The organism is Saccharomonospora sp. NPDC046836 (genome assembly GCF_040645195.1).
Classification (GTDB): domain Bacteria; phylum Actinomycetota; class Actinomycetes; order Mycobacteriales; family Pseudonocardiaceae; genus Prauserella_A.
Genome location: NZ_JBEYXW010000090.1, coordinates 1 through 6,949, shown reverse-complemented (window position 1 = coordinate 6,949; position 6,949 = coordinate 1). Strand labels below are relative to the sequence as shown.

At 73.4% G+C, this 6,949-nt stretch carries 11 protein-coding genes; all 11 read left to right on the top strand.

The features are described 5' to 3' along the window. Positions 1 to 2,717 (top strand): phage/plasmid primase, P4 family (locus ABZ863_RS35035; protein ID WP_358544025.1); only part of this gene is annotated, 2,717 nt, incomplete at its 5' end. A gap of 292 nt (positions 2,718 to 3,009) precedes the next feature. Next, positions 3,010 to 3,360 carry a hypothetical protein gene (locus ABZ863_RS35030; RefSeq protein ID WP_358544024.1) on the top strand — a complete coding sequence of 117 codons (351 nt, stop codon included), beginning with the start codon at positions 3,010 to 3,012 and terminating at the stop codon, positions 3,358 to 3,360. After that, entirely contained in the window at positions 3,357 to 3,848 is a 492-nt protein-coding gene (locus tag ABZ863_RS35025) for a hypothetical protein (RefSeq protein ID WP_358544022.1), read from the top strand. The genes ABZ863_RS35030 and ABZ863_RS35025 overlap by 4 nt, the downstream gene beginning before the upstream one ends. Beyond that, positions 3,845 to 4,051, top strand: a complete 207-nt coding sequence (locus ABZ863_RS35020; protein WP_358544020.1) for a hypothetical protein — start codon at positions 3,845 to 3,847, stop codon at positions 4,049 to 4,051. The genes ABZ863_RS35025 and ABZ863_RS35020 overlap by 4 nt, the downstream gene beginning before the upstream one ends. Further along, on the top strand, positions 4,048 to 4,833 hold the full coding sequence (locus ABZ863_RS35015; protein WP_358544018.1) for a hypothetical protein: 786 nt from the start codon (positions 4,048 to 4,050) through the stop codon (positions 4,831 to 4,833). The genes ABZ863_RS35020 and ABZ863_RS35015 overlap by 4 nt, the downstream gene beginning before the upstream one ends. After that, a complete protein-coding gene (locus ABZ863_RS35010; protein WP_358544016.1) occupies positions 4,830 to 4,997 on the top strand; it encodes a hypothetical protein in 168 nt (55 codons plus the stop codon). The genes ABZ863_RS35015 and ABZ863_RS35010 overlap by 4 nt, the downstream gene beginning before the upstream one ends. Further along, positions 4,994 to 5,827: a DNA adenine methylase gene (locus ABZ863_RS35005; RefSeq protein ID WP_358544014.1), complete on the top strand. Its 834-nt coding sequence runs from the start codon at positions 4,994 to 4,996 to the stop codon at positions 5,825 to 5,827. Before ABZ863_RS35010 ends, ABZ863_RS35005 begins: the two co-directional genes overlap by 4 nt. After that, positions 5,824 to 6,105 carry a hypothetical protein gene (locus ABZ863_RS35000; RefSeq protein ID WP_358544012.1) on the top strand — a complete coding sequence of 94 codons (282 nt, stop codon included), beginning with the start codon at positions 5,824 to 5,826 and terminating at the stop codon, positions 6,103 to 6,105. Before ABZ863_RS35005 ends, ABZ863_RS35000 begins: the two co-directional genes overlap by 4 nt. Beyond that, positions 6,102 to 6,365, top strand: a complete 264-nt coding sequence (locus ABZ863_RS34995; RefSeq protein WP_358544010.1) for a hypothetical protein — start codon at positions 6,102 to 6,104, stop codon at positions 6,363 to 6,365. Before ABZ863_RS35000 ends, ABZ863_RS34995 begins: the two co-directional genes overlap by 4 nt. Further along, entirely contained in the window at positions 6,365 to 6,694 is a 330-nt protein-coding gene (locus tag ABZ863_RS34990) for a hypothetical protein (protein WP_358544008.1), read from the top strand. The genes ABZ863_RS34995 and ABZ863_RS34990 overlap by 1 nt, the downstream gene beginning before the upstream one ends. After that, the gene (locus ABZ863_RS34985) at positions 6,691 to 6,930 is read left to right on the top strand and encodes a hypothetical protein (RefSeq protein ID WP_358544005.1); all 240 of its coding nucleotides are present in this window, start codon (positions 6,691 to 6,693) and stop codon (positions 6,928 to 6,930) included. Before ABZ863_RS34990 ends, ABZ863_RS34985 begins: the two co-directional genes overlap by 4 nt. Positions 6,931 to 6,949 lie beyond the last annotated feature (19 nt).

Here is a 6,949-nt window from a genome sequence, read left to right as displayed (position 1 = left end):
TCCGCGCCGTCGGCCGGGAACTGACCCCGTCCGTGCGGATCGGCCCGTGCCCCGTGGTCGTCGACGAGATCGTGGTCGACGACGAGCATTATCCGGAGAAACCCCAGCAGGGGGCGGCGAGCCATGCCCTCATCGTCTCCGATCCGGAACGCACCGTCTCCATCCTGGAACACCCGCTCAAGGAGCCACCGTTGACCACCACGCCACCGCCGGACACGCTCACCGCCGCCCTCGCCTGGCACGCCGCCGGGGCCAGCGTCGTCCGCGTGGCCACCGACGGCACCAAGCGCCCGGCGGGCGGCTGGAAGCAGTACATGCAGGAGCGCGCCGACGAGGCCACCATCCGCAGCTGGTTCCGCGACGGGCACCCCGGCGTCGGCATCATCCTCGGCGCCGTCTCCGGCAACCTGGAGATGCTGGAGATGGAAGGCCGCGCCGTCACCGAAGGCGTCGCCGCCGAGTACGGCGAGATCGCCGAGGCGTCCGGGCTCGGCGACCTCTGGACCCGGCTCCGCGCCGGCTACCTGGAAACGTCCCCGTCCGGCGGCGGCCACCTCATCTACCGCGTCGAGGACGGCCCCGTCCTCCGCAACACCAAGCTGGCCCAACGCCCCGCCACCGCCGACGAGCTGACCGCCGCACCCCGCGACAAGGTCAAGGCCCTCATCGAAACGCGCGGCGAAGGCGGCTTCGTCGTCACCGCCCCCTCGCACGGGCCCGTCCACGAGACCGGCCGACCCTGGGTCCTCAACACCGGGTCGCCCACCACCATCCCCACCATCACCGCCGACGAGCGCGACGCCCTGTTCGACATCGCCCGGATGCTCGACCAGATGCCCGCCGCGCCCGAGCCCACCCCGGCACCGGCCCGGCCCGCCACCGACCACAACGGCGGCCTGCGCCCCGGCGACGACTACGAGCAGCGCACCACCTGGGCCGACCTCCTCACCCCCCACGGCTGGACCCTCATCCACACCGGCGGCCGCACCTCCTACTGGCGGCGCCCCGGCAAGACCACCGGCATGATCTCCGCGACCACCGGCCACGCCGAAGACCGCGACCGCCTCTACGTCTTCTCCACCTCCACCGAGTTCGCCACCGAAACCCCCTACACCAAGTTCGGCGCGTACGCCCTCCTTCACCACGGCGGCGACCACGCCGCCGCCGCCCGCGAACTCCGCCGCCTCGGCTACGGCGACCGGCCCGCCCGCCGCCTCACCGCCGTCCCCCCACAGGCAACCCCGACGATCCGGAACACGCCCCCGGCGCCGCCCGCCCCGCAGCAGGCCGCCACCCCCGGCACCGACGGCACCGCCGCCCTCCACGTACTCGAACCCCCCGCCCCCATGCGGGGCACACGCTGGCCCGAGTCGTTCACCGACGACGGCAACGCCCTCCTCCTCGCCGACACCTTCGCCGCCGACCTGCGGTACGTCTCCCAGCGCGGTGCCTGGCTCAACTGGGACGGCCACCGCTGGGCCCTGGACGAAACCGGCCGCACCGTCGAGCTCGGCCGCGCCCTCATCCGTGCCCTCGACCTCCACGCCCTTGACGAGGACCTGGAGAAGGCCGCCCGCCAGCACAAGTCGACCAGCCTCAGCCGCCACAAGATCGGCGCCATGCTCGGCCTCGCCCAGTCCGACCACCGCCTGGCCGTGTCCGCCACCCAGCTCGACGCCGCACCCCGCCACCTCAACACCCCGGCCGGCATCGTCAACCTCGCCGACGGCAGCATCAGCCCGTCCGACCCCGCCGCCCTCCACACCCGCTCCACCAGCGTCGCCCCCGACCCGACGCTACCCACCCCGCGGTTCAACCAGTTCCTCGCCGACACCTTCGGCGGCGACGCCGACATGGTCGCGTTCGTGCAGCGCCTCTCTGGCTACTCCGCCAGCGCCGACACCGGCACCCACGTCTTTCCGTTCCTGTACGGCCCCGGCGGCAACGGCAAGTCCGTCCTCATGGACGTGCTGCGCGCCCTCCTCGCCGACTACGCCAGCACTGCCCCTGCCGGGTTCCTCATGGCCGGCCGACAGGAGCACTCCGAGGAACTCGCCCGCCTCCAGGGCCTGCGCCTCGTTGTCGCCTCCGAGGTCAACCAGGAGTCCCGGTTCGATGAGGCGCGGCTGAAGGAACTCACCGGCGGCGACGACATCACCGCCCGCTACATGCACCAAGGGTTCTTCACCTTCAAGCCCACCCACCACCTGTGGCTCATGGGCAACCACCAGCCGCGCGTCAAGTCTGGCGGCGACGGCTTCTGGCGGCGGCTCCGCCTCATCCCCTTCACCTACAAGGTCCCCGACGAGAAGCGCGTTGACGGCCTCGCCGACCTCCTCGTCGCCGAGGAGGGCCCCGGCATCCTCGCCTGGGTCATCCAGGGCGCCGTCGACCACTTCGCCCGCGGCCTGCGCGCACCGCAGTCCGTCATGGCCGCGACGGAGGCGTACGCGGCCGAGGAGGACCACATGGGCCGCTTCCTGGAGGAGTGCTGTGTCCGGGGCTCCGTCACCGCCACGCGCACCGAGACGGGCCGTGCCCGGGCGGTGTACGAGCAGTGGTGCCACAGCGAGGGCGAGCCCGCCATGGACGCCCGCACGTTCGGCAGGGAGTTGAAGGCGCGCGGCATCGTCCGCAAGCCGTCCAACGGCCGGTACTTCTACGCCGGGCTCGGACTGCGCTCCGAGGGCGCCGCCACCCAGGAACAGGGGTGGTGATCATGCGCAGTGCCGTTGGCAGTGCCGTTGAAGTGCCGTTGAAAGTGCCGTTCGCCAACCCCCGAAACCGCAGGTCAGAGACCGGCAGTGCCGTTAGTGCCGTTGAACTCCCATACGGAACTCACACGCGCACAGGCGCGCGCATGAGCGGCCCTACACATCCGACTTCAACGGCACTAACGGCACTGCCGCCGTCGAAGCCCGGTGTGACCTGCGGCAACGCCAGTGCCATCAGCCCCTCGACCAACGGCACTGCGAGGGCACTGGCAACGGCACTGCCCCGGAGCGCTCGGTGAACGGGGGCCTGCGGCCGGACATCGCCGCGAAGGTCGAGGCCGCCGCCGAGACCGTCCGCGAGGCGACCTGCCAGCGGTGCGGCGCCCCCGTCCTCACCGGCCGCGCCGGACGCATCGCCGCCCTCGACGTCATCGCCGACCCGCAGCCCCTCACCCCCGATGCCGAGCGCCTGGCCCTCGACGCCGGACGCCTCACCTGGTGCCTCACCACCACCCCGCACACCCCGGCCCGCATCCGCTGGCGCAACCAGTGGCACGCCGTCGGCGGCCGCTGCGACCACACCGTCATCGCCACCCACGTCTGCCGGCCCCGCCCGGCCGAGCCCGTACAGGAGACCCTGCTGTGAGCCGATCCAAGTCGAAGGGCACCGCCGCCGAGACGGCCGTCGTCCGCTTCCTCCGCGCCGTCGGGTTCGCCCAGGCCGAGCGCCGTACCCTCTCCGGCGCCCAGGACCGCGGCGACATCGCCGGCCTGCCCGGCGTCGTCATCGAGGTGAAGAACTGTCAGCGGCAGGAACTCGGCGCGTGGGTCGCCGAGGCCGAGCTGGAGCGCGACAACGACGGCGCGTCGCTCGGCGTCGTCTGGCACAAGCGCCGCGGCACCACCGACCCCGGCGCCTGGTTCGTCACCATGTCCGGCGACCAGTTCGCCGCGCTCCTCCGCGAGCAGCAGGGCCTCGCCGCCCCGGCGGCCGAGCCGCCCGCGCCTGGCGACCAGGCCCAGCACCTGGCGGTCGGGGCGAACGCCGAGGACTGCCCCGCCTGCGCCCCGGCCACGCTGCCGTACCCGTTCCTGTGCCCTGGGCCGTCCAGCGCGAACGGGGGCCAGGCGTGATCGAGCAGCCCGCCCGCATCAGCGGCATCCGGCCCGGCCTCACCGTCACCGGCCTTGACCGCGGCCAGACCCCCGCCGCCGACCACCTCTGCGCTTGCGGCCACCACGACCACGCCACCGGCCGCGCCGCCGTCCTGCAGCTTCTCGCGCAAGTCCGCGTCGGCTACTGCCCGCACGTCCCGGAGAGGAAGACCAGCGCATGAGCGACCGCCCGCACGGCTACGCCCGCTACCGGCTCGACGGCTGCCGCTGCTACACCTGCGGCTGGGCCGTCGCCCAGTACAGGGACGCCCGCGAGTACGCGATCCGGTGCGGCACCTGGCAGCCCTGGACCGACGCCGCCCCCGTCCGCGCCCACCTCCTCCGGCTCCGCGACTGCGGGATGGGCCTACGCGCCATCGCCGCCGCCGCCAAGGTCGACCGCAAGCGCCTCCACGCCGTGCTCACCGGCCGTCCCGAGCGCGGGACCGGGCCGCAGGAGAAGGTCCGCCCCGCGCTGGCCGCCGCCGTCCTCGCCGTCGAACCCACCCTCGACAACCTCGCGCCGTCCACCCTCATCGACCCGACCGGAACCCGCCGCCGCGCCCAGGCGCTCGTCGCCGCCGGCTGGCCGCAGGCCCGCCTCGCCGCTGCCCTCTACATGCGGCCCGGGAACTTCGGCACCATGCTCCAGCGGCCGAGCGTCCAGGCACGCCGGGCCCGCGACATGCGCGAGATCTACGAGCAGCTCTGGAACGCCGACCCCGCCGAGCATGGCGCCTCGGCGGGCGGCATCACCCGCGCCCGCGCGTACGCCGCCGCGAACCGGTGGGCGCCGCCGGGCGCCTGGGACCTCGAGACGATCGATGACCCCGCCGCCCACCCTGAGTGGACCGGCGTCTGCGGCACGGTCGACGGCCTCCGGGTCCACCGTCGCATCCGGGTCCCGCTCTGCCCGCCGTGCCGCGACGCCCAGGTGGCCGCCCGCGAGGAGGCCGCCGCGTGATCCCCGCCGCCATCGAGGCCGTCGCCGCCGCCGTCATCACCGACCACCCCACCACCAGCCCCGAGCGCCTCGCCCACCACCTCGTCGCCGAACTCCGCGACCTCGGCTGGCACATCACCCCGCCCCCGACCCCGCCCACCCTCCCGAAGGAGCCCGTTCGATGAAGAGCCCCGTGCCTTACTTCGGCAGCAAGCAGCGCGTCGCGCCGTGGATCGTGTCGCTGCTCCCCGACCACGACCACTACGTCGAGCCGTTCGCCGGCGGCCTGTCCGTCCTCCTCGCCAAGCAGCCCTCCGCGATGGAGACCGTCAACGACCTCGACGGCGACCTGATGACCTTCTGGCGCGTCCTCCGCGACCGGCCGACCGACCTCATCCGAGCCTGCGCCCTCACCCCGCATGCCCGCGGTGAACTCGCTGCCGCGCACAAGCCAGCCGATCCCGGCGACGACCTGGAAACCGCCCGCCGCACCTGGTGCCGCCTCGCCCAAGGCCGGTCCGGGACCCTGCGGCAAACCGGCTGGCGGCACTACATCGACCCGGCCGGGTCCTCCACCGGCATGCCCGGCTACATGGACGCCTACGTCGACCGCCTTGCCGCAGCTGCCGAGCGCCTCCACCACGTCAGCCTCGAAGCGCTCCCCGCCCTCGACGTCATCACCAAGTACGGCGGCGCCGACGACGTGCTGCTGTACGTCGACCCGCCCTACCTCGGCACCACCCGGCCCTGGTCCAACTACCGCATCGAGATGTCCGGCGCCGACGACCACCGCGCCCTCGCGGCCGCGCTCACCGACTGCCGCGCCGCCGTCGTCCTCTCCGGATACGACAGCCCGCTCTACGCCGAGCTGTACGACGGCTGGCACCGGTACGAGCGCACCACCATGACCGGCAACGCCAAGACAGCCAAGGCGCGCGTCGAGGTCCTGTGGTCCAACCAGGCGCTCGGCGAAGACGTTGCCGCCGACGACATGCTGTTCGAGGTGGCGCCGTGACCTTCCAGACCCACCTCGACGTCACCCGCATCGAGGCGTCCGTCTTCCCCATCGGCGACGTCAACCGCCGGTACTTCACTGCCTACATCGAGCAGACGCCGCAGGGCTGGGCCGTGCACGACGGCCACGACGGGTACGACGCGGATGGCGCCCCGCACCCCGGCGAGCCCCTCCGGCACCCGCTGGAGGACTACGACGCCGCCCTCCTGCTCGCGGTCAAGCTGGCGCCGACGCTCACCGTCAACGGCCGCATGGCTGCCGAGGTGGCCGCCGCATGACCGTTCTCCTGATCGCGTGCGGGCTCCTCGCCGGGTACGGCCTTGGCCGTTGGCGTCCGTACGACCGCCTGGCCGACTGGGTGGAGTGGCAGATCCGCATCCGCCTCCATCGGTGGAACACCCGCCCCCGAGAGTTCGTCCTCTTCGCCCTCCTGGCGCTCACCGACCCGCTCACCGCCGTCTACGCCTGGCGGCACCGGCACGACCCGCCCCGCCGCCGCAGCCCCGCCATGGTCATCCGTACCGAGGAGCCCCAGTGATGAATCGTCCCCTCTTCCTCCGCGCCAGCTACTTCCTCGGCGGCGCCTGGGTCACGTACTGCGCGGTCGTCTCCGCCCAGGCCGGCGCCCCCGCCACGGCGGCCACGTTCGTCGTCGTGCTCGGCCTGCTCCTGATCGCCGCCATCCGCGAGGCCGAGCTGGCCTACGCCCGCGCCGTCGCCGCCGACCTCCGCCGGGCGCTCCGCGTCCACACCACCCGCGCCGCCCGCCGCACCGATCACGCCGCCCTCGACGGCGCGTGCTGCCTCCCCGGGTGGGAGAGCCGCGGCGCCACCCACTCCGACACCTGCGCGGAGCGTGCCGCGTGAAGGACATCAGCATCGCCAAGCAGCGCGAGCTGCAACTGCTGCACCTCGTCTCCCGCGCCGAGCGCGGCGCCCTTCTCCCCGAGGAGGCGCAGCAGCTCCGCGAGGCCATCACCGCCGGTGCCGCCGCCCGCAGCTCGGCCGGCGGCATGCAGACCCGCATGCTTCGCCGAGTGAGTACGAGGTTCCGACGAGCCCTTCGTCGAGGACGCCGATCACTCGCGTGTACAGGCGGTTGAAGGCGCGGACACCGGAGAT